Raw genomic sequence first — 20,595 nt, 5'->3', positions numbered from 1 at the left:
GCTCCACTGACCTAACCTTGCGCTGATCGCCATGTCCCTTCCCGCCATCCTCCAGAACCGCCTTTCCCTGCCGGTGGTGTGCTCGCCGCTGTTCATCATCTCCAACCCCGACCTGGTCATCGCCCAGTGCAAGGCCGGCGTGGTGGGCTCCTTCCCCGCGCTGAACGCACGCCCGGGCCCGGTGCTCAACGACTGGCTGGACCGCATCACCACCGAACTGGCCGAGCATGACGCCAGGCACCCCGACCGGCCGTCGGCACCGTTCGCGGTCAACCAGATCGTGCACAAGTCGAACGACCGCCTGGACCACGACCTGGAACTGTGCGTGCGCTACAAGGTGCCCATCGTCATCACCTCGCTGGGCGCGCGCAAGGAAGTCAACGACGCCGTGCATTCCTATGGCGGCATCGTGCTGCATGACATCATCAACAACGCCTTCGCGCGCAAGGCCATCGAGAAAGGCGCGGACGGCCTGATCGCGGTCGCCGCCGGTGCCGGCGGCCATGCCGGCGTCCTGTCGCCGTTCGCACTGCTGCATGAGATCCGCGAGTGGTTCGACGGCCCGCTGCTGCTGTCGGGCGCCATCGCCAGCGGCGACGGCATCCTTGCCGCGCAGGCGGCGGGCGCGGACCTGGCCTACGTGGGCTCGGCCTTCATCGCCACCGAGGAAGCCAACGCGCAGACGGGCTACAAGCAGATGATCGTGGACAGCAGCGCGTCCGACATCGTCTACTCGAACCTCTTCACCGGCGTGCATGGCAACTACCTGCGCCAGAGCATCGTCAATGCAGGGCTCGATCCGGAAGGCCTGCCGCAATCGGATCCGTCCAAGATGAATTTCGGTTCGGGCAGCGCCAAGGCATGGAAGGACATCTGGGGCGCCGGCCAGGGCGTGGGCGCGATCAAGCGCGTGGTGCCTGCCGCCGAGCTGGTGCGCCGCTTCGCCGAGGAATACGCGCTCGCGCGCCGCCGGCTCGGCCTGGCCCCGCAAACGGCGCCCGCCACGACCGCGGCCGACCTGGCCTGATCCGTTGTCACCGCGCGGCCCCGGCGCCTTGCGCGCCGGGCCGCGCGCGCCCTCTCAGGCCGCGCCGCCCTGCTCCAGCAGCGGCAGCAGTTCCTCGGCCCACTCCACCCAGCCCTCTTCGTAGCGGATGCCGCGCTTGAGCAGCGCATGCTGCAACTGCTGCGCGCGCGTCGGCTCGGCGGCGGAAAAGTCGCGCGCTTCGATCTTGCGATAAGTGTCCAGGCGCTCGCGGTGCAAACCGATCAGGCGCGCCATTTCAGGCGCCAGCCCAAGCGGGCCGATCACCGCGTCCGCCCGCAGCTTCACCAGGATCTCGTCGCGCTGGTCGAGCCCGGCGGTTGGCGCCAGCACCCAGCGCGCCAGTTCGTCGCGCCCCGGCGGCAGCACGAAATACACCTTCTTGCGGTTGCGCGCGTCGCCCTCGCCTTCCTCCGCGGCGATCCAGCCGCTTTCCGCCATGCGGCCCAGCTCGCGGTAGATCTGCTGGTGCGTGGCATGCCAGAAATAGCCGATCGAACGGTCGAAACGGCGTGCCAGCTCGTAGCCGGAGGACGGCTTTTCCAGCAGGGAAGTCAGGAGTGCGTGCTGAACGGACATGCAAGAAGGCGTGACGTGGAGGCGGTCCGGCAATATGAAGCCGGCGAGCCGCATGGCCGGGATGGCGAGCGCGTATGGTAGCGCATAGCCGCTCGCGCGCAGACTCCGCCGCCGGCCGCCGGGCCGGATCGATGCCAGCCAGCCTCAATGCCGCGCAATCCAGGCCGTTAATTGCATGGCCTATGACAAATTGAAGCAAAGATCGGACCAGAGTTAAATAATGCGAAATGGCATTTTCCGATCGACTGCAATACATTTGCAGACATAGTCATCTTTTGCATGCCTGGGACCGCTATTCGGCCGCGGCGCATGGCATGCGAATCCATCGATCAGGAGTGGTCCATGCAAGGACAAGCAGATTTCGCCGAAGACCGGGATGTCCCGTGGGAAGCCGACGCCGCCAGGCCGGCGGCACAGCCTCCACCGGCAGCATCCACACCCGTGTACTACCGCCTGCCGGATACGCCCGAAGGCCACCACATCAAGGAATATGCCAGCGGCTTGCGGCAGCTGGTGCGCTTTGTCGGCGTTGAAGAACAGGTCGTCAAATACAGCCTCGTCTGAGATACAGCCTCATCTGGGGCATGCGTCCCTGACGCTCTTCTGTTGTTTGTTGTCTCCTCCTGCCCAGATCATGGGCCGGAATTAAGCCCGCGCTGCCCGCGGGCTTTTTTTCGTCCTGCTGCCGGGCATCGGGCGCGCACAAATGACAAACCCGCGGCGGGGACTGTTGTCCCCGACCGCGGGCTGGACAAACGGCAGGACAGCTGGCGGATCAGTCCACCGTCGCGCCGGAAGCCTTCACCACCTTGGCCCACTTGGCGGTCTCGGCGCTCATGAACGCGGCCAGTTGCGCCGGCTTCTCCGGATGCGGCTCCGCACCCTGGTCCGCCATCTGCTTCTTCACTTCCGGCATCGCCAGGATCTTCACCACTTCGGCGTTGAGGCGGTCGACGATCGGTTGCGGCGTGCCGGCCGTGGCGTACAGCGCGAACCAGGAAGTGGCTTCATAGCCCGGCACCCCGGATTCGGCCACGGTCGGCACGTTCGGCAGGGCCGGCGAGCGCTTGGCCGAGGTCACGGCGATGGCGCGCAGCTTGCCAGCCTTCACGTGCGGGTACGACGACGGCATGTTGTCGAACATCAGGCCGATCTGGTTGCCCAGCAGGTCGTTGACCGCGGGGGCGCTGCCCTTGTACGGCACGTGCTGGATGTGCAGGTTGGTCATCGAGTTGAACAGCTCGCCCGACAGGTGCATCGACGAACCGCTGCCCGACGAACCGTACGACAGCTTGTCCGGGTTGGCCTTGACGTAGGCGATCAGTTCCTTGATGTTGTTGACCGGCACCTTGGGATTGACCACCACGAGGTTCGGCACCATGGCCACGCGCGAGATCGGCGCGAAATTCTTGACCGGGTCGTACGGCAGCTTGGAGTACAGCGACTGGTTGATGGCGTGGGTACCGATGGTGCCCATGAACAGCGTGTAGCCGTCGCCAGGCGCCTTGGCCGCCAGCGATGCGCCGATATTGCCGCCAGCGCCCGGACGGTTGTCGATCACCACGGGCTGGCCGAGCGCCTTGCCCAGTTGCAGGCCGACGATGCGGGCCAGGATGTCGGTGGTACCGCCTGCCGAGAACGGCACGATCAGGGTGATCGGCTTGGTCGGGTAGGTGCCTTGGGCGAAGGCGCTGCCGGTCACGCCGGCGAAGGTCGCTGCCAGCGCCACGCCAGCAGCCAGCAGGCGCCGGCGCGTATTGGCGTGCGGGGTGCGTGCTTGGGAATCGGATTTCATGTTTGCTCCAGGATAAATCGCTTATCGGCCCGCGCTCGTGGCCCGGGCCGTCATTTTAGTTATTGACTGATGAACTGCTTCGGCGTGATGACGCCGCGGCACCTTGGCCGCGCCCACGCCCCGGGCTTACACGGGGGCGACGCCAAGCGTGGTGCCACCACAAACGTAGAGTACCTGGCCGGTCACGAACCCGTTCTCCGGCGAGAGGAAGAACATCGAAGCGCGCGCGACGTCTTCCGGCGTGCCCATGCGCTTGACCGCGATGCTGGCCAGGATGCGCTTGGTCTGCTCGCTGCCGTCCGGGTTGCTGTTGCGGAACAGCTCGGTGGCGATCGGGCCCGGCGCCACGGCGTTGACGGTGATGCCGTCGCCGCCCAGTTCCATGGCCAGCGTGCGGGTCATGCCGATCAGGCCGGCCTTGGTGGCGGAATACACCACGCGCTCGGGCTTGCCCAGCGCGGCACGCGACGCCATGTTGACGATGCGGCCGAAACCCGCCGCGCGCATCGCGGGCAGGCAGGCCTGGGTCAGCAGCATGGTGGCCTGCAGGTGCAGCCCGACCACGTAGTTGAGGTCTTCGACGCGGGCGGTGTCGGCAGTGCCGGGGCGCGTGGCGCCGGCATTGTTGACCAGCCGCGTGACGGCGAAGCGCGAGACCACCTGCTCGGCCACGGCGCGGGTCGCGGCGGCGTCGGTCAGGTCAGCCTGGAAGAAGGTCATGTTCGGGTGGGACCAGGCGGGGGCGACATAGTCGACATTGACCACCTGGGTCACGCCGTCGGCCAGCAGCATCTCGCTGATGGCGCGGCCAATACCGGAACTTGCGCCGGTAACGAGCGTGGCAACGGGAAGAGACATCGTTTGCTCCGACCGGCGCAAGCCTGCGCCGGGTCATGCCAAAAGGGGATGCGACGAGAGCCGGCGAGCCAGTCGGCCCTGTCGCATTGCTTCTTGCGTTGGGAAACGTCATCAGCCTGTACATCCAGCCCAGGCTAACGGCGGTAGGTCGGTGTTCTTTAGCGCCGCGCGCCCGCGGAGTCCGCGGGCGCGCGGCAAGACTGCAGCGATCAGACGCGTTCGATCACCATGGCGATGCCCTGGCCCACGCCGATGCACATCGTGCACAGCGCGAAGCGGCCGCCGGTGCGGTGCAGCTGGTACATGGCGGTGGTGACCAGGCGGGCGCCGCTCATGCCGAGCGGGTGGCCCAGCGCGATCGCGCCGCCGTTGGGATTGACGCGCTCGTCGTTGTCCGCCACGCCCAGTTCGCGCAGCACGGCCAGGCCTTGCGCGGCGAACGCTTCGTTCAGCTCGATCACGTCGATCTGGTCGATGGTCATGCCGAGCTGCTTGAGCAGCTTCTGGGTGGCCGGCGCCGGGCCGATGCCCATCACGCGCGGCGCCACGCCGGCGGTGGCCATGCCGACGATGCGTGCCTTCGGGGTCAGGCCATGCTGCTTGGCGGCAGCTTCGCTGGCCAGCAGGATGGCGCAGGCGCCGTCGTTGACGCCCGAGGCGTTGCCGGCGGTCACGGTGCCGTCGGCGCGGACCACGCCGCGCAGCTTGGCCAGCGCTTCCATGCTGGTGGCGCGCGGGTGCTCGTCACGGTCTACCACGAGCGGGTCGCCCTTCTTCTGGGCGATCGTCACGGCGGTGATTTCCTGCGCCAGCGTGCCGTTGGCCTGCGCGCGCGAGGCCTTTTCCTGGCTGCGCATGGCCATCAGGTCCTGGTCTTCGCGGCTGATCTTGTAGTCGGTGGCGACGTTCTCGGCGGTCTCGGGCATCGAGTCCACGCCGTAGGCCGCGCGCATGGCCGGGTTGATGAAGCGCCAGCCGATGGTGGTGTCGAAGATCTGCGCGTCGCGCGAGAACGCGCTGGTGGCCTTGCCCATCACGAACGGGGCGCGGCTCATGCTTTCCACGCCGCCGGCGAGCATCAGGCCGGCTTCGCCGGACTTGATGGCGCGCGCGGCGGTGCCGGTGGCGTCCATGCCGGAGCCGCACAGGCGGTTGATGGTGGCGCCCGGTACGCTTTGCGGCAGGCCGGCCAGCAGCAGCGACATGCGCGCCACGTTGCGGTTGTCTTCGCCGGCCTGGTTGGCGTTGCCGTAGATGACGTCATCGATGGCGGACCAGTCCAGGTTCGGGTTGCGCGCCATCAGCGCCTTGAGCGGCACCGCGCCCAGGTCGTCCGGGCGCACCGCGGACAGGCTGCCGCCGTAGCGGCCGATGGGGGTGCGGATGGCGTCGCAGATAAAGGCTTCGGTCATGTTGTCTCTCTCTTGCTTGTATGTGAAAGCGTGGTGCGGATGGCGCTTGCCGGTCAGGCGGCGGCCTGCTTGAGCGGCACGCCGGTTACGCCCTGCAGTTCCTCGAAGGACAGGCCTTCGACGAGGTCGCGGGCCACCAGCCCTTCGGGCGTGACGTCGATGGTGGCCAGGTCCGTGTAGATGCGCGTGACGCAGGTCATGCCGGTGAGCGGGTACGTGCATTGCGGCACGATCTTGCTTTCACCCTGCTTGGTCTGGTGCTCCATCATCACGAACACTTGCTTGGCCCCGATGGCCAGGTCCATGGCACCACCCACGGCCGGGATCGCGCCGGGCGCGCCGGTGTGCCAGTTGGCCAGGTCGCCCTTCTCGGACACCTGGAAGGCGCCCAGCACGCAGAAGTCGAGGTGGCCGCCGCGCATCATGGCGAAGGAGTCGGCATGGTGGAAATACGAGCCGCCGGCCTTGACCGTCACCGGCTGCTTGCCGGCGTTGATCAGGTCGCCGTCTTCCTCGCCGGCGGGGGGCGCCTTGCCCATGCCGAGCAGGCCGTTCTCGCTGTGCAGCAGGATTTCACGGTCGGCCGGCAGGTGATTGCCGACCAGGGTGGGCAGGCCGATGCCGAGGTTGACCACGGCACCGTCGGGAATGTCTTTGGCCACGCGGGCGGCCATCTGATCGCGGGTCAGGCGTTGCATGTTCTGGATCTCCTTGTCGCTCAGACGGGGGTCTTGCCGGCGTCGATCTTGACGACGCGCTTGACGAACAGGCCCGGGGTCACGATGTGCTCCGGGTCCAGTTCGCCGAGTTCGACGATCTCGCTGACTTGCACGATGGGGCAATTGGCAGCCATCGCCATGATCGGGCCGAAGTTGCGCGCGGTCTTGCGGTAGGTCAGGTTGCCCCAGCGGTCGGCGCGCTGCGCCTTGATCAGGGCGAAATCGGCGTGGATGGGCTTTTCGAACACATAGCCCTGGCCGTCGATGATGCGGGTTTCCTTGCCCTCGGCCAGCGGCGTGCCGTAGGCGGTGCGGGTGAAGAAACCGCCGATGCCGGCACCGGCGGCGCGGATGCGCTCGGCCAGGTTGCCCTGCGGCACCAGTTCCAGCTCGATCTCGCCGGCGTGGTAGAGCGAATCGAACACGTAGGAATCGGCCTGGCGCGGGAACGAGCAGATGATCTTGCGCACGCGCTTGGCCTTGAGCAGCGCGGCCAGCCCCGTGTCGCCGTTGCCGGCGTTGTTGTTGACGATGGTCAGGTCGCGCGCGCCCTGGGCGATGAGGGCGTCGATGAGCTGTGCCGGCATGCCGGCCATGCCGAAGCCGCCGATCAGGATGGTGGCGCCGTCGTGGATGTCGGCCATGGCCGCTTCCACCGAGTCGAATAGCTTGTTGATCACTTGCGTTCCAGTTCCGAAAGCCCGGACGAACTACCCGGGACCGGCCGCCAAGGAGGGAACATCAGGCGGCGCAGGAAACGCTGTCTCCGGACAGTCCTGCCGGAAGGGCCATCCGGCCCGCCCGCCCCGCGATTGCCGCAGGAGCGTGCTGCCGGACACGAATCCAACAGAATTTGGTTTTTCTTATTATTCTGGTTTGTTCTAATTGCGAACCTCAATTCGCACAATGAACAGATTACACCCCCGCTCGGAAGGCGGTCAAGGCGCCGGCAAATCGCTTGTGCGTTAGCCGGACACCCCTGCCGCGATGCGGCCCGCGGCCTGGCGGCCCGGCGGCACGGGTGGCGCCGGGCGGCCTTCGCAGCTTACGCCTTTCCCGTCGCCCCCGGGCCGCTCAGGGCAGTTGCAGTTCCGCCCGGCTGCCGGAGGCGCCGGGCCGGATCTCCAGCCGCACATCGATGCGTTCGCGCAACTCCGCCACATGGGAAATGATGCCCACCAGCCGGCCGGCCTGCTGCAGGTCGATCAAGGTATGGATGGCGAAATCCAGGCTCTCCGGGTCGAGCGTACCAAAGCCTTCGTCCACGAACAGCGTATCGAGCTGGATGCCGCCCGAGCGCGACTGCACCACGTCGGCCAGGCCCAGCGCCAGCGAGAGCGAGGCCAGGAAGCCCTCGCCACCCGACAGGGTATTGGCCGGACGCGCCATCCCGGTGTTGTGGTCGAACACCTCCAGGTCCAACCCGCCCGCCGCGCGCAGGTCGCCCTGCTCGCGCACGCGCTGTAGTTCATAGCGGCTGCGGCTCATGCGCATGAGCCGCAGCGAGGCTGCCTCCAGCACCTCGTCGAGCAGGGTAGCCAGCACGAAGCGCTGGAAAGTGATGCGGCGCGGGTTGTTGCCGTTGGCCACTTCGGCCAGGCGCCCCAATACCGCGTAGCTGCGCTCGATGTCCGCCCCGTCGCTGGCCAGCCGGTCCAGGCGCCGCTGGCATTGCAGCAGGTTCTCGCGGCCACGGTGCAGGTCGGCCTGCTGGCGCACCAGCGCTTCCAGCGCGCTGGTGGCCTCGGCTTGCACCCGGCGCAGGGTGTCGAGATCGGGTGCCGCCAGGTCGCGCGCGGCGGCGGCAGCGCGCTCGCGGCGATCCGTGGCCGCGGCCAGGTCGAGGTCGAAACGCTGGACGCGGGCTTCGAGCTGCACGGACTCCGCCTCCGGCATGCACGCTTCGGCATAAGCCTGCGGCGTGGCAAAGCCGGCCTGGGCCAGCGCGCCCGCGAATGCCGCGTCGGCCTGTTGCTCGCGCAGCGCGCTGCCGGCCATGCTGGCCTGCGCGGCCGCCTGCGCCGCCTGCGCCGCGGCGAGACCGGCGCCGGCCTGCTTGTCGGCAGCCTGGGCGGCCGCCAGCGCGGCATCGCATGCGGCCAGTTCGTGTCGTGCCTGCTCCAGCGCGCGCGCGAGCTGTTCCGGCTCGCGCCGCTCCGGCGGTACCTGTTCGCTGGCTGCCTGCCACTCGCCCTGCAGCCTGGCGTGGCCTTGCGCCGCATCCTGCGCGGCGGCATCGGCGGCGCGAATGGCGGCTTCGGCCGCGGCCAGCGCGCCACGCTGGCGCTCAAGTTCCGCGGCCAGTGCCTGGCGCTGCGCCGCGGCGGCCTGCGCGGCTTGCTGCTGCGCGCGCAGCGCCTTGCCGGCCTCGGCAAGCGCGTGCCTGGCGGCATCGGCATCCGCTGCCGCGTTGGCCGGCATGCCGGGGGCGTCGACGGCCGCGCGCGATTCTTCCAGCTGATCCTGGCGCAGCGTCAGTGCCGCCAGCGCGCCCTGCACAGCGGCGGACGCTGCGTGCGCGGCCTGGTCCGCCAGCCGCGCGTCTTCGCGCGCCTGGTCCAGGACCTCGTCCGCCACCGGTGCATCGAACTGCAGGGCGCGTTGCGGATGGGCGGCACTGCCGCAGACCGGGCATGCCTCACCGGCGCGCAGGCTGGCCGCCAGCCGGGCCGCCTGCCCGGCCCGCCAAGCCTGCTCGGTCTCGCGCAAAAGCAGGGCCGCGGCCGACTGCCGCGCGGCGGCTTGCTGCGCCGCGTGCTGTGCGGCCTCGGCCTGGCGCCGGGCCTGTGCCGCCTGCGCCAGGGCGGTGGCGTATTTGTCCAGCGTGGTGCCCTGCCGGCCCAGTTCCGCCTGCTTGAGCAGGATCGTCTCCAGGCCCTGCGCGCCGGCCTCGGCCTGGGCCAGGCCGGCTTCGGCCTGGCGCATCGCAAGGGCAGCCTGTTCCTGCTCACGCGCGGCATCCGCGTGCGCCGCTGCCGCGCGTGCCTGCCCGGCAGCGGCGCGCTGCAGTGCGGCCTGCAATGCGCCCAGGCGTTGCGCCTGTGGCAGCATGGCCTCCAGCTCCGCCACCTGCTTCTGCATCTGCTGGCGCTCGCCGATGCGCGCGGTCTGCACGGCGAGCGCGGCGGCCGCGCGCGTGGAAACGGCGGCGCAAGCGCTGGCGTGCTCGCCGGCGCTTGCCAGGGCCAGCTGTGCCTGCCGGTGCTCCTGCGCAGCCTGCGCGAGATGCTGCTCGAGGGGCCGCACCTGCGCGGCCCTGCGTGCCGCGCGCAGGCGTTCGCGCTGTTCCGCCACCTCTGCCTGCCGTGCCGCGAGCACCGCGTGGGCCGCCTCGGCTTCGCGTTGCTCGCGCAGGCGTGCATCAGCCTGTTCGCCCTGCTGGGTCGCCAGCCTGGCATGCTCGAGGGCGACGCGCGCGACGCCCTCGCGTTGAACGAGTTCATCGAGTTGCGCCTGCAACGCCGCCACCTGCTCGCGCAGCGCCGCCACGGAATCGAGCTGATATTGTTGCAGCAAGGCGGACTGCTCGATACGCAGCCGTTCCGCCTGCTGGCGTATGCCCGCGGCCTGGGCCTTGAGCAGTTCCTCCACGCGGCGGTATAGCTCGGTGCGGAACAGGCGCTCGAGGATCGCCTGGCGGCTCTTGGAGTCCGCCGTCAGCAGCTCGCGGAAACGCCCCTGCGGCAGCACGATGACCTGGCGGAACTGACTACTGTCGAAGCCAAGCAGGTTGCGCACGAACTCGTCCACGCGGTTCGGCTGGCTGGCCTTGCTGGTCCAGCCGGCCTCGTCCATGCTGTCGAGCTGGGCCTTGGGGGTTTCCTTCACGATGCCGTCGCCGCGCAGCTTGGGGCGGTCCTGCGCGGGCGAGCGCGTGACCCGGTAGCGCTGCGCGCCCAGGCTGAACTCGAAGGTCACCTCGGTACGCAGGCCCGCCTCGGCGTTGGCGCTGCGCATGTCCTGCGCACTGCGCTCGCCGCCCGAGGTATCTCCATAGAGCGCAAAGCAGATGGCGTCGAGCAAGGTGGTCTTGCCGGCGCCGGTGGGACCGTGGATCAGGAAGAACGCCTGCTCGCCGAGCCGGCTGAAATCGATCTCCTCGCAGGCGGCGAACGGACCGAACGCCTGCAGCTTCAGGTGCAGCGGTCTCATGCGGACTCCCGGTCGGCGGCGGCAATGCCCTCCAGCACCTGCGTGAGCGCATGGCGCTTGCCCTCGTCGAGTTCTTCGTCGGCGACCTCCCGGAAGAAACTGGCGAACAGCTCGCCGGTGTCGAGCTGGCGCAAGCGCCGGCCCGCGGCGCTTGCCTCGCCGGAGCGCGACAGCACCGCGCGCTCGATCGCAAGCGCATTGGGATAGGCCTGGCGCAGGCGTGCCATTGGATCGAGCAAGGCGCCCGCATCTGTCAGCACCGCATGGATATAGTCGTCGCGCCGCGGATCGGCCGCGCCCTGCGCAACGAGCGCGGCCAGCTCGCCTTCGAGAATGCGCAGCTCGCGCCGGGGCGCCAGGGCGATGGTCTCGATGGCGACGGCACCGTCGGCACCCAGCTCGATCATGGAGACCGATTTCGCATGCGCGGCCTCCGACAGCGAATACTTCAGCAGCGAGCCGGAATAGTGGATGCGTTCGCCCAGCGTCTGCGGCCGGTGCAGATGCCCCAGCGCCACCAGGTCGAAGCCGTCGAACACGCCCGCGGCAATGGCGCCGCTGCCGCCCACCGAGAGGGGCCGCTCGGATTCGCTGGCCTCGCCGCCGATCACGAAGGCATGCGCCACCACCACCGACCGCGCATGGGCCGGATGCGTGGCGCGGATCGCATCGAGGCGGGCGGAGATGGCCGCTTCGTGACCCGGCATTTCCACGCCGAAGGTATCGCGCACCGTGGCGGGCTCGGCATAGGGCAAGGCATAGATGCGCACTTCGCCATGCGCGTCGGACAAGGTCACGCAGGCGGCGTCGCGCTCGGTACGGCCCGCCACGTGCAGGCCCTGCGCGGTCAGCAGCCGCGCGCCGAAACCGAGCCGCTGCGCGCTGTCGTGATTGCCGGCGATCATCACCACCGGCACGCCCGCGTCCACCACGATGCGCGCCAGCACGTCGTCCAGCAGCGCAACCGCCTCGGGCGGCGGCACCGCGCGGTCATAGACGTCGCCGGCGATCAGCACCGCATCGGGCTTGCGCTCGCGGACCAGCGCCACGAACTGATCGAGCACCCAGGCCTGGTCTTCAAGCAGGCTGCGCGCATGGAAGACGCGCCCGAGATGCCAGTCGGCAGTGTGAAGAAAACGCAATATGGAATCCCTGTGCGGGCCCTTCCTGGGCCCTTCATGAGCTCTTGGCGAGCCTTGTGCGAAACGCGTGCCCGTATTGGCCGGCCGCGGCAGGCGACATGATAAACGCCCGGCGCGGCGTTCAGCTCCGGTTCAGCGCGTGCTCAGCACAATGCACAAATGCTGGTGCAAGGGCGCCAGCCCACGGCACGCCGGGCCAATCCCATGCCCGGCCATGCAAAACCAGGAGAACAAGATGAAACGCATTCTGATCGCAGCCGCACTCACGGCCGCAGCCATGGCCGCGCAAGCGCAATACACCGGGCCGTCGACCGTGCCTGGCGCCACCGTCAAGAGCCTGCAGGCACAAGGCAAGGACGACCAGCCGGCGGTCCTCACCGGGCAGATCGTCAGCAGCATCGGCGACGAACTCTACAGCTTCGATGACGGCACCGGGCGGATGCGGGTCAAGATCAAGCACAAGCTGTGGCCGGCCGGGCAGCCTGTCGGCGCGGCCACCAAGGTGGAGCTGACCGGTGAATACGACAAGGACTGGGTGGGCGAGCCCAAGTTCAAGGTCAAGCAGATCCGCCTGCTCTGACCCGGCAGGGCTGCTGCTGAAAGACAAGAAGCCCGGCGCGCTCGCGTCGGGCTTCTTGTCTTCAGGGCGTTGCTGCCGGCAAAGGTGCCGGGCGTTATTCCTGGATATTGGCTTCGCTGACGATCTTGCGGTACGCCTCGGTCTCCCTGGCAATGAAGGCGCGGAACGCCGTGGCATCCTTGGCGTCGATATCGACGCCTGCCTCGGACAGCTTGTTCTTCACCTCGGGCGCGTTGATGGCACGCGCCAGCGCGTCAGACAGCTTGTCGGTCACGGCCTTCGGCGTGCTGGCCGGCGCGAACAGCCCGAACCACAGACGCATGTCGACGCTGGCCATGGCCTTGTTCTCCGCCAGCGCCGGGATATTGGGCGCCGCATGCGAGCGCGTGGCGGAGGTCACGCCGATGGCCTCCAGCTTGCCGGACTTGATCTGGGGCAGCGCGGTGGACAGCACCAGCACGCCCAGCTCGATCTGGTTGGCCATCAGGTCGGCGATGGCGGGCGCGCCACCCTTGTACGGCACGTGGGTCATATTGACCTTGCTGGCGGCGCGGATCAGTTCGCCCGACAGGTGCAAGGGCGTACCGATGCCCGAGGTGCCGTAGTTCACCGGCTTCTTGCTCTTGGCCAGTGCCAGGAAGCCGTCCACGCCGTGGATGCCGGACTGCGCGCCGGATACCAGCACCATGGGCTGCGAGCCCACCATGCGCAGCGGTGTCAGGTCGCGCTGGCCGTCATATCGGATCTTCGGGTTGGTCAGCCTGGCGATCGAGATTTCGCTGTTGGAGCCCAGCAGCAGCGTATAGCCGTCGGCCGACCCGTTGATGGTCTTGATCGCGCCGATGGTTCCGCTGGCGCCGGGCGCGTTGTCCACCACCACGGAGACGCCGAGATCCTGCCCGAGGCGCTGGCCCAGGACGCGCGCCACCAGATCGTTGCTGCCGCCGGCCGCGTAGGGCACGATGATGGTGATGGGCCGGTCGGGATACCCGGCCGCGGCGACAGGCGCGGCGGCGACGGCGAAGGACAGCGAGACGGCGGCGGACAGCACCGCGGCGAGGGACTTGTTCATCGGATTCCTTTCCTGCGCCTGTGAGGGCGCGCTTGCTATATATCTTGCGTAATGCGGGGGGAGATCAACGAGCAGCCCGATGATCGCCACGCCCTGGTGCGGGCCGCAATATACATGCCATCCAAAAATCTAGCCAAGTATCGTTTACGAGACCAAACTGGACCCATCCGGTCATCTTCCGCACCAGATTTGTGCAAGAGCCGCGAAGGAAGCGCAAAGCCTTTGCACCCGCCATGCGCGCGACGCGCGGGAAAGAAACGGCGTCGGGCGGCCTCGATGCCGCCTGCGGTGTGGCATGCACTGCCTGCCAGCACTCGCCATCCCGGGATCTTGCATGCTAGGATAGGCCATGTCTTCTTTTTGAGATTTTCAGGATGGATGCTCCGCTCGCTGCCGGGATGCCCGTCGATTTCGTGGAAATCGGCAACCGCCTGCGCGCCTATCGCCTGGGCGCGGGCATGCGAGCCGAGGCCATTGCCGAACAGCTCGGGGTCTCGCGCGCCGCCATCTACCGCATGGAAAAGGGCGACATCGTCAAGATCGAGACGCTCGGGCGGCTGGCCCAGTTGCTGGGCACGTCGCTGGCATCGATGCTCGGCGTGGAGTCCGAGTACTACCACTCGGCGGTCGCATATATCGAACGGATGCGCCAGCTCGAGCACGGCGCCACCCGCATCCTGGCGCATTTCGAGCCGATCTCCTACCTGCTGACCTCGCCGGACTACGCCGGTCATCTGCGGCAGATGCTGGCGGAGAGCCCGCAGCCGGCGCCGCAACCCACCATCGATGCGCTGCTGGCGCTGCTCGAAGAGCGCAAGCAATCGTTCGCGCGCAGCGTGCCGCCCATCACCAGCCTGATCGACCTGCGCTCGCTGGAGCGCTTCGTGCATTTCGGACTGGTGGGGCGCCTGGACCTGCCGCCCGCGGTGCGCATGGAACGCTCGCTGGCGGCGCGGCGCGAGATCGAGCGGGTCATCGCACTGCTCGACGCGCAGCCGATCGGCCTGCAGATCGGCATCGTCGACGGCAGCATGCCCAACGTGACGTTCCAGGTCTTCGAGCGGCCGGGCCGGGCGTATGTGGCGACCAGTCCCTTCCGCTTCGGCGAGTTTCCCAATGTGTCGACCGGCATCGCCACGGTCACCGCCGCGCCCGAGGCCGTGCGGCTCTACACGGCCATGGTCAACGATCTGTGGCAACGGGCCTACAAGGGCAGCGACGGCGCCGCGCTGCTGCGGCGCATGCTCAACAGCGTATAGCCCGGCCTCCACGGAATCCTGCGGACTCTCTTTCACAGACTTTCACAGACGCTCTCTTCGCGTAGTCTTTGTTCAACCGATCCAGCCTTCACTCACCGCATTGCGCCATGACGCTTGAAACCACGCTCCAGCAATTCCAGGATTCGCTCCCCGGCACCGACGCCTTCGTGGCGGTCAAGAACGCCACCCGCGACCTTATCGATACCGATCCCGCCCACGCCGCGGCCTACTTCCTGCTGTACGGCTTCGCCCGCTCCTACGTGCTGCTGTACGAGGACCAGGCCGTCACCATGGAGTTCGCCGAAGCGGCCAAGCAGGAGCTGCTCGGCTATATGCAAGGCATCGCGCGCGCGCTGCACGGCGATGTCGCCGCGCAGGTGGCCGAATTGAACCGCGTCGTCAGCACCTACCAGCGCGGCAAGAAGACGTTCTGAGGCGCGGCCTGCCTTGCGGGGAGATCGGGCTCAGGCGGGCCCGGTCTCGTTGTCCGCGATCCGGAACTTGCGCATCGTCTCCCACCGTACCTTGCGGCTGATGCCGAGGCTGGCGGCCGTATCCTGGCGACGCCAGCTGTTGCCAACCTGCGCGGCCACGATACGGCGGTGCTCCCCGGTCTCGCCGCGCCAGCCGGCATTGCGCTCGTTGCCGTCGAAGGCGCCCGGGCGCAGGTCGGGGCCCGAACGCACTGACTCGTATCAGTTCGAGTAAATATCGAAAGACAGAAGTTTCCGCAGCGCTTTGCAGCGAAATCCTACGATTTGATGGTTGTGGTGCAGGTGACAATGGATCGCATCTGCTTTCAGTGGAACCACGAAACCATGCAAGGCGCTGCGTTCGTTTCGACTGACCGAATGACGGGCCAACCCAGGCGCCTGCTCCATTCATCCCCTCGACCGGCGTCATGCCGGTCGCCCAGTCCGGGCTGCCATCCGCCCGTCTGCGCGCCTCGTCTCCCTCCCGCCAGCTCCATTCGGCGGGCGCATCCCCCTTGCCTGCGACGCACCTGATGCCAGGCCCCACCGCGTAACTCACCCGATAAATGTAACGTTTTCGCTACACATAGTTCGGATGTATGTCTTGACGGACATATAACATCAAATGATAATTACTCTCATTCGTACTACGATTCAATAAAACAGAGGTAATCGTGCAGACTGTTGTCGCCATCGATAAAAGCAAGAGATCTAACGCCATCCCCCGCCTTTCCGGCGCGGTCGGCATGGCGGTCGCAGCCGCTCCGGTGGCGGCGCAGACCACGGGCAATACCGCGTCGCACGTGGAATTGCCGCAAGTGACGGTGAGTGGTGCCGCCGACAGCGGCTTCAAGGCAGACACGGCTTCCTCGATCAAGACGCCCGCGGCTCTGCTCGATACCCCGAAGTCGATCACCGTCATCCCCCAGGAAGTGATCCAGAGCACCGCTTCGACCAGCCTGAGCGAAGTGCTGCGCACCGTACCCGGCATTGCATTCGGTGCCGGCGAAGGCGGCAACCCGGTGGGTGACCGCCCGTTCATCCGCGGCTACGACGCACAGGCAAGCACCTTCCTCGATGGCTTCCGCGATATCGGTTCGCAAAGCCGCGAGCTATTCAATGTGGAGTCGGTGGAAGTCACCAAGGGCCCGGCCGGCGCCTACGACGGCCGCGGCTCCGCGGGCGGCAGCATCAATATCGTCAGCAAGGCGCCCAAGCTGACCAGCTTCGCCGAAGGCAACGTCAGCCTCGGCAACGCCGACTACAAGCGCGGCACCGTCGACGGCAACTGGAAGTTTGCCGACCACGCGGCGTTCCGCCTGAACGCGATGTACCACGATGCCGACGTGCCCGGCCGCGACGCCACGCACGCCAACCGCTGGGGCTTCGCGCCCTCGGTCGCGTTCGGGCTGGGTACCGACACGCGTCTGACGCTGTCGTACTACCACATGCAGTCCGACGACATCCCCGACACCGGCATCCCTTACAACAACCCCACGTTCAACGCCCGCACCGATGGCCGCCCGCGCACGCGCCTGGCCGGCGACGGCTCGCCCGTGAACGTGCCGCGCAATACGTACTACGGCCTGCTGGACCGCGATTTCCGCAAGGACAAGGCCGACATGGGCACGGTGCGCTTCGAGCACGATTTCAGCCCGGCGCTGAAATTCCGCAACCAGACCCGGTTTGCGCGCACCACGCAGGACTATATCTGGACGCAGCCTGACGACAGCCAGGGCAACATCTACTACGACATGGTCTGGCGCCGCGTCAACACGCGCGTCGCTACCGCGAAGACCATCGCCAACCAGACCGACCTGTCCGGCGAATTCGCCACCGGCACCGTCAAGCACAAGTACGCGTTCGGCGTGGAGTTCGGGCAGGAAAAGAGCGAGAACGACAGCTATACCGTGGCCACCGGCAGCAACCGCTGCCCCAGCGGTCCCGGCGCCGCCGGCGGCTACAACTGCACCACGCTGTTCAACCCGAACCCGAACGATCCGTGGGCTGGTTCGATCACGCGCGCGAACAACCCGACCAACTCCAAGACCACCACCAGTTCGGTCTACGCCTTCGACTCGATCGAGCTGAGCAAGCAATGGCTGTTCAACGGCGGCGTGCGCTTCGATCATTACACCGCCAACTTCCAGGCCGCCCGCGCAGCCAACGGCACGCGCGCCGAATACTCGCGCAACGATAACCTGTTCAACTACCAGTTCGGGCTGGTGTTCAAGCCGGTGGAAAACGGCAGCATCTACATTTCCTACGGTACCTCGTCCACGCCGGCCGGCTCCTTCCTGTCCCAGGGCAGCGACGGCAATGCGCTGGCGCCGGACCGCGCCGGCAATCGCGGCGACCAGCTCGCCCCTGAAAAGAACCGTGCCGTCGAACTCGGCACCAAGTGGGACGTGCTGAACAAGCGCCTGCAACTGACCGCGGCCATCTTCCGCGTGGAGACCACCAATGCCCGCATCGTCCAGCAGGATGGCACCGCGGTCATGGCCGGCAACAAGCGCGTGGACGGGGTCGAGCTCGGCTTCGCCGGCAATGTCACCGACAAGTGGGCGGTGTTCGGCGGCTATACCCACCTGAAGAGCGAGCTGCGCAAGAACGGCGGCTCCGGGATTGCCTTCGGTGCCACCGACGGCCAGTCCTTCCCCAACACCCCGGCGGACAGCTTCAGCGCATGGACCACCTACCAGGCCATGCCCAAGCTCACGGTGGGCGGCGGCGCGTACTACGTGTCAAAGATCTGGGGCAGCGAAGCCACCAACAAGTGGGTGCCCTCGTACTGGCGCTTCGACGCCATGGCCGCGTACCGCATCAACAAGAACGTGGGCCTGCAGCTCAACCTGCTGAACCTGACCAACAAGGTCTACTACAACCAGGCCTACGCCAGCCACTACGCGTCCATCGCGCCGGGGCGCGCGGCAATCGTGAACCTCAACGTGCGCTACTGAGTCCGCGCTGGCCCGCGGCCGCGGCCGGCGAACCGGCACCGGCCTGACACGGCACATCGCCCCTCGCGGCGCGGTGTGCCGTTTTTCCTTTCACTCTTCGCATGGACACACTGCCCTTTCGCATCGCCTCCCCCGGCGAACTGGACCAGCTCGGCGCTGCCGGGCTGGCCGGCAAACTGCGCGAGCCCGCGCACCTGGCGCTGCCCTGGCTGGGCGGCGCGGCGGTGCAAGGCAACCTCGACGCCCAGATGATCCTGGGCCAGTGGTTTCTCGCCGGCCACGGCGTGCCGCGCGACGAGGCCCGCGCCTTCGCCTGGTTCAAGTACGCGGCCCATGCCGGACACGCGGGCGCCGCCAACCTGGCGGGGCGCTGCTACGAAAACGGCTGGGGCACCACGCAGGACGATCACGCGGCCGCGCAGTGGTACACGCTGGCGGCGCAACGCGGCTCCGAATGGGGCATGTACAACCTGGCCACCGCGCTCGTGCTCGGCCGCGGCATCGCCGCCAGCCGCACCGACGCGCTGGCGTGGTACGAGCGCGCCGCCGGCATGGGACACGCCAAGTCGCTCAATATCGTGGGCGGCTTCTACGAAGACGGCTGGGAAGTCGAACGCGACGCGGCCATGGCGATGGATTACTATCGCCGCGCGGCCGTAGCCGGCGACTTCCGCGGACAGTTCAACTACGCGCGCGCGCTCGCCCTGTGCGGCAAGGATGGCGAAGCCATCCGCTGGGTACGCGAGGTACCGCGGACCGCCAATGCCCCCTTTATCGAGAAGATGCTCGCGTTCCTGCGCGACGCGCCCGATGCCGCCCTCAACCGGCTGTTCGGCCATGCGGACGCCGCCGCGCGGGCACTCAGCTCACGCGGAAACCAATCTTCAGCGTGACCTGGAAGTGCGCCACCTTGCCATCGGCGATATGGCCGCGTGTCTCTACCACTTCGAACCAGTCGATATGCTGGATGGTCTCGCTGGCCTTTTCGATGGCGCTGCGGATCGCCGCATCGCAACTGTCCGGCGAGGAGCCCACGATCTCGACCAGCTTGTAAGTGTGGCTTGACATGTCCGTCTCCTTGGCGTTCGTTGGCCGCAAGTTATACCGGCGCCCGGGGGGCTTCCCGGCGCGCCAGATACGCCTCTTCATCATAGGCAGCGGGCACGGCAAAGCCCAAGCGAGAGGAGCATGCGCGGTGGGCCGGCGGCTTGCGCCGCTTGCGGCATACGAGAATCCGGGCGGCAAGGTTCATGCCACTATGACCTGCGGCATGGCGACGGCGCGCGCGTTCGTGCATAGTCGACGCGAACTGTTGCAGGGCGCGTGAATCAGATGAATGGGGCGGCGAAAGTGTTTGTCCTTTCCGCCACATACGTTCTACCTTACGAATGTGCGCCCTGCCTTTTCGGAGACCGCAATGGCAATACGCTCCACCGCTTCACACAGCACCGCCCAGCTAAGACGGCTGGTCGGACAACTGCAGGCTGAAGTCGACTCCCTCGATCACCTGGCCATTTTCGATGCCGAGACGCAGACCGCGCTGGGCCTTGCGCGCGACCGCCTCACGCAAGGCATCGAAGCCATCGAAGACGCCATCCAGAGCCTGCGCACGCTGCAGCAGGTCCGCCCTTCGGGCATGCGAACCCGCAAGACACCGCGCGCCGCCTGACACGGCAGCCGCGCTGTCACGCCGCCCGGTCACCGGCTCAGAATTCCTGTACCGCCGGGCGCAGCACGATCTCGTTGATATCCACGTCCGCCGGCTGCTCGATGGCGTATGCAATCGCGCGCGCCACCGAATCCGCCGGAATCGCCTGCTGGTAGAACTCATTGACCGCCTGCGTGCTCTGCGCGTGGCTGCTGCCGAGCTTGAGTTCGGAGTCGACCGCGCCCGGCGAGATCACGGTGGTGCGGATTGTGCCGCCCACCTCGTGGCGCAGCCCTTCGGAAATGGCGCGCACCGCGAACTTGGTGCCGCTATAGACAGTGCCGCCCGGGCTGAAGACCTTCACGCCGGCAACCGAGGCGATGTTGATGAAATGCCCCGCGCCCTGCTTCTGGAAGACCGGCAGCGCCGCGGCAATACCGTACAGCACGCCCTTGATATTGATGTCGATCATGCGGTCCCACTCGTCGACCTTGCCCTCGCTCATCGGGGCGATCGCCATCAGGCCGGCATTGTTGACCATCACGTCGACGCGGCCGAAGGCGGCCACGGCTTTCTCCACCAGCGCCTGCACGTCCGCGCGGCGGCTGACGTCCACCACGGCGGTCTCCGCGCGCCCACCCTTGGCGCGAATCTCCGCTGCCAGCGCTTCCAGGCGGTCGCCGCGGCGCGCCGCCAGCACCAGGGAGGCACCTGCCCCGGCCAGGTGGCGCGCGGTTGCCTCACCCAGTCCGCTGCTTGCGCCGGTGATGACGACGACTTTTCCTTCGATACCCTTGCTCATGCTCTTGCTCCGTGGAATGCAAGCGTGGTGCCTGCCGACGAAGTCATTATGTCTGGCGCATGAATCAACAAAAATGGAAATGTTTTGATTTCAGAATTC

At 67.4% G+C, this 20,595-nt stretch carries 19 protein-coding genes and 1 pseudogene; 8 read left to right on the top strand and 12 right to left on the bottom strand.

Annotation, left to right across the window (positions count from 1 at the left end; genetic code table 11):
• Window positions 1–31 precede the first annotated feature (31 nt).
• Window positions 32–1,027 carry an NAD(P)H-dependent flavin oxidoreductase gene (locus AB4Z48_RS33190; RefSeq protein ID WP_441621907.1) on the top strand — a complete coding sequence of 332 codons (996 nt, stop codon included), beginning with the start codon at window positions 32–34 and terminating at the stop codon, window positions 1,025–1,027.
• Between the two features lie 54 nt (window positions 1,028–1,081).
• Here AB4Z48_RS33190 and AB4Z48_RS33185 read toward each other — a convergent pair whose 3' ends face one another.
• Window positions 1,082–1,624 (bottom strand): PadR family transcriptional regulator, encoded by a 543-nt coding sequence (locus AB4Z48_RS33185; protein WP_441621905.1) that lies wholly within the window; start codon window positions 1,622–1,624, stop codon window positions 1,082–1,084.
• A gap of 342 nt (window positions 1,625–1,966) precedes the next feature.
• On the opposite strand from AB4Z48_RS33185, the gene AB4Z48_RS33180 reads away from it, so the two are divergent.
• Window positions 1,967–2,188 (top strand): hypothetical protein, encoded by a 222-nt coding sequence (locus AB4Z48_RS33180; RefSeq protein ID WP_441621903.1) that lies wholly within the window; start codon window positions 1,967–1,969, stop codon window positions 2,186–2,188.
• A gap of 211 nt (window positions 2,189–2,399) precedes the next feature.
• Here the strand turns inward: AB4Z48_RS33180 and AB4Z48_RS33175 are convergent, their stop codons facing one another.
• The 7 genes from AB4Z48_RS33175 to AB4Z48_RS33145 form a co-directional block, all read right to left on the bottom strand.
• Window positions 2,400–3,419, bottom strand: coding sequence for a Bug family tripartite tricarboxylate transporter substrate binding protein (locus tag AB4Z48_RS33175; RefSeq protein ID WP_441621901.1), 1,020 nt, complete (start codon window positions 3,417–3,419; stop codon window positions 2,400–2,402).
• 126 nt (window positions 3,420–3,545) lie between these two features.
• A complete protein-coding gene (locus tag AB4Z48_RS33170; protein ID WP_441621899.1) occupies window positions 3,546–4,277 on the bottom strand; it encodes an SDR family NAD(P)-dependent oxidoreductase in 732 nt (243 codons plus the stop codon).
• Window positions 4,278–4,486: 209 nt separating this feature from the next.
• A complete protein-coding gene (pcaF, locus tag AB4Z48_RS33165) occupies window positions 4,487–5,689 on the bottom strand; it encodes a 3-oxoadipyl-CoA thiolase (protein WP_441621897.1) in 1,203 nt (400 codons plus the stop codon).
• Window positions 5,690–5,742: 53 nt separating this feature from the next.
• Window positions 5,743–6,387, bottom strand: a complete 645-nt coding sequence (locus AB4Z48_RS33160; protein ID WP_441621895.1) for a 3-oxoacid CoA-transferase subunit B — start codon at window positions 6,385–6,387, stop codon at window positions 5,743–5,745.
• A 20-nt stretch (window positions 6,388–6,407) separates the two neighbouring features.
• Window positions 6,408–7,088, bottom strand: a complete 681-nt coding sequence (locus AB4Z48_RS33155; RefSeq protein WP_441621893.1) for a 3-oxoacid CoA-transferase subunit A — start codon at window positions 7,086–7,088, stop codon at window positions 6,408–6,410.
• Between the two features lie 394 nt (window positions 7,089–7,482).
• A complete protein-coding gene (locus AB4Z48_RS33150; protein WP_441621891.1) occupies window positions 7,483–10,560 on the bottom strand; it encodes an AAA family ATPase in 3,078 nt (1,025 codons plus the stop codon).
• Window positions 10,557–11,702 carry an exonuclease SbcCD subunit D gene (locus tag AB4Z48_RS33145; protein ID WP_441621889.1) on the bottom strand — a complete coding sequence of 382 codons (1,146 nt, stop codon included), beginning with the start codon at window positions 11,700–11,702 and terminating at the stop codon, window positions 10,557–10,559. The genes AB4Z48_RS33150 and AB4Z48_RS33145 overlap by 4 nt, the downstream gene beginning before the upstream one ends.
• Before the next feature lie 235 nt (window positions 11,703–11,937).
• Here AB4Z48_RS33145 and AB4Z48_RS33140 point away from each other — a divergent pair, with 235 nt between their 5' ends.
• Window positions 11,938–12,282 carry a YgiW/YdeI family stress tolerance OB fold protein gene (locus AB4Z48_RS33140; protein WP_441621887.1) on the top strand — a complete coding sequence of 115 codons (345 nt, stop codon included), beginning with the start codon at window positions 11,938–11,940 and terminating at the stop codon, window positions 12,280–12,282.
• Between the two features lie 94 nt (window positions 12,283–12,376).
• Here AB4Z48_RS33140 and AB4Z48_RS33135 read toward each other — a convergent pair whose 3' ends face one another.
• Complete coding sequence (locus AB4Z48_RS33135) at window positions 12,377–13,354, bottom strand: Bug family tripartite tricarboxylate transporter substrate binding protein (protein WP_441621885.1); 978 nt, start codon at window positions 13,352–13,354, stop codon at window positions 12,377–12,379.
• 374 nt (window positions 13,355–13,728) lie between these two features.
• Between AB4Z48_RS33135 and AB4Z48_RS33130 the strand changes: the two genes are divergently transcribed.
• Together AB4Z48_RS33130 and AB4Z48_RS33125 are read left to right on the top strand one after the other, a co-directional pair.
• On the top strand, window positions 13,729–14,613 hold the full coding sequence (locus AB4Z48_RS33130; RefSeq protein WP_441621883.1) for a helix-turn-helix domain-containing protein: 885 nt from the start codon (window positions 13,729–13,731) through the stop codon (window positions 14,611–14,613).
• 107 nt (window positions 14,614–14,720) lie between these two features.
• On the top strand, window positions 14,721–15,047 hold the full coding sequence (locus AB4Z48_RS33125) for a hypothetical protein (RefSeq protein WP_441621882.1): 327 nt from the start codon (window positions 14,721–14,723) through the stop codon (window positions 15,045–15,047).
• A 30-nt stretch (window positions 15,048–15,077) separates the two neighbouring features.
• Here the strand turns inward: AB4Z48_RS33125 and AB4Z48_RS33120 are convergent.
• A pseudogene (locus AB4Z48_RS33120) lies at window positions 15,078–15,281 on the bottom strand (sigma-54-dependent Fis family transcriptional regulator); the annotation flags it as partial.
• Window positions 15,282–15,832: 551 nt separating this feature from the next.
• Between AB4Z48_RS33120 and AB4Z48_RS33115 the strand changes: the two are divergent.
• Both AB4Z48_RS33115 and AB4Z48_RS33110 read left to right on the top strand, forming a co-directional pair.
• A complete protein-coding gene (locus AB4Z48_RS33115) occupies window positions 15,833–18,046 on the top strand; it encodes a TonB-dependent receptor (RefSeq protein ID WP_441621880.1) in 2,214 nt (737 codons plus the stop codon).
• Between the two features lie 101 nt (window positions 18,047–18,147).
• On the top strand, window positions 18,148–18,939 hold the full coding sequence (locus tag AB4Z48_RS33110; RefSeq protein ID WP_441621878.1) for a tetratricopeptide repeat protein: 792 nt from the start codon (window positions 18,148–18,150) through the stop codon (window positions 18,937–18,939).
• On the opposite strand, the gene AB4Z48_RS33105 is transcribed toward AB4Z48_RS33110, so the two are convergent.
• Window positions 18,908–19,114, bottom strand: coding sequence for a dodecin (locus AB4Z48_RS33105; RefSeq protein ID WP_441621876.1), 207 nt, complete (start codon window positions 19,112–19,114; stop codon window positions 18,908–18,910). The two genes, AB4Z48_RS33110 and AB4Z48_RS33105, sit on opposite strands and share 32 nt — an antisense overlap.
• 349 nt (window positions 19,115–19,463) lie before the next feature.
• Here AB4Z48_RS33105 and AB4Z48_RS33100 point away from each other — a divergent pair, with 349 nt between their 5' ends.
• Window positions 19,464–19,715 carry a hypothetical protein gene (locus AB4Z48_RS33100; RefSeq protein ID WP_441621874.1) on the top strand — a complete coding sequence of 84 codons (252 nt, stop codon included), beginning with the start codon at window positions 19,464–19,466 and terminating at the stop codon, window positions 19,713–19,715.
• Between the two features lie 37 nt (window positions 19,716–19,752).
• Here AB4Z48_RS33100 and AB4Z48_RS33095 read toward each other — a convergent pair whose 3' ends face one another.
• Window positions 19,753–20,496, bottom strand: a complete 744-nt coding sequence (locus AB4Z48_RS33095; RefSeq protein ID WP_441621872.1) for an SDR family oxidoreductase — start codon at window positions 20,494–20,496, stop codon at window positions 19,753–19,755.
• Window positions 20,497–20,595: the final 99 nt, after the last annotated feature.

This window comes from Cupriavidus sp. 2TAF22, assembly GCF_052115045.1.
GTDB lineage: Bacteria > Pseudomonadota > Gammaproteobacteria > Burkholderiales > Burkholderiaceae > Cupriavidus.
This window is presented reverse-complemented; position numbering and strand designations above follow the sequence as displayed.